Source organism: Plantactinospora sp. ZYX-F-223 (assembly GCF_039649625.1).
Classification (GTDB): domain Bacteria; phylum Actinomycetota; class Actinomycetes; order Mycobacteriales; family Micromonosporaceae; genus Plantactinospora.
Map to the genome: position 1 here is coordinate 1 of NZ_JBDJAV010000189.1, position 738 is coordinate 738.

1 protein-coding gene is annotated in these 738 nt (G+C 72.1%); it reads right to left on the reverse strand.

Annotated features, from left to right (window positions below; all coding sequences use genetic code 11):
• A partial coding sequence (locus AAH979_RS43110; protein ID WP_346263892.1) for a HEAT repeat domain-containing protein occupies window positions 1-738 on the reverse strand: 738 nt, incomplete at both ends.

Sequence of the window (738 nt, forward strand, 5' to 3'; positions counted from 1 at the left end):
GATGCGGAGCGCGGTTCGGCGGACAATCGCGTCGGAATCGACGCGGGCGCGACTGACCAGCATGTCCCGCACGATGCCGGTATCCGGAGGCTGCCAATGGAGCAGGGCGCGCGCGGCGACCCGCAGCACCCCTGGGTCAGGGTCCGAGCGGACCCGATCGATGAGCAGGGCGCGAACCCCCCGGTCGGCGGCGAGTCGGTCGCCGAGAATACGAACGCAAATACGGCGGGCAGCGGGCTCAGTGTCGTCTCGGGCCCGTTCGATGAGCAGGTCGCGGACGTGGCCGGTAGCGCCGAAGCGTCCCATCAGGACCTGGGCGGCGGTACGGGTCACCTCGGCGTCGGGGTCGGTACGCAGGCAATCGACGAGCACTCTGCGGAATTCCTCGTCTCCGACGTAGCCGCCAAGAGCCTGGACGGCGCTCAGGCGTACGCTGGCGTGCCCGTCGGCGCGGGCCCGCTCCCGTAGAAGTTCCCGGACGTGGGGTTCGTCACGGAAGCGTTCGCTGAGGGCCTGTACCGCGGCGAGCCGCACCCCGGCGTACCCGTCCGCGCGGACCCGGTCGACGAGCACGTCCAGAACCTCGGGGCCAAACCGCTCGCCGAGGGCCTGCACCGCCGCCAGCCGCACCCCGGCATGGATGTCGGAGCGGGCGCGTTTGGCCAGGACGCCCAGCACCCGCGATGCCGCAGCCTGATGCGCCGGGCTGTCGACCGCCGCAGTGGCGACCTGGGCGAC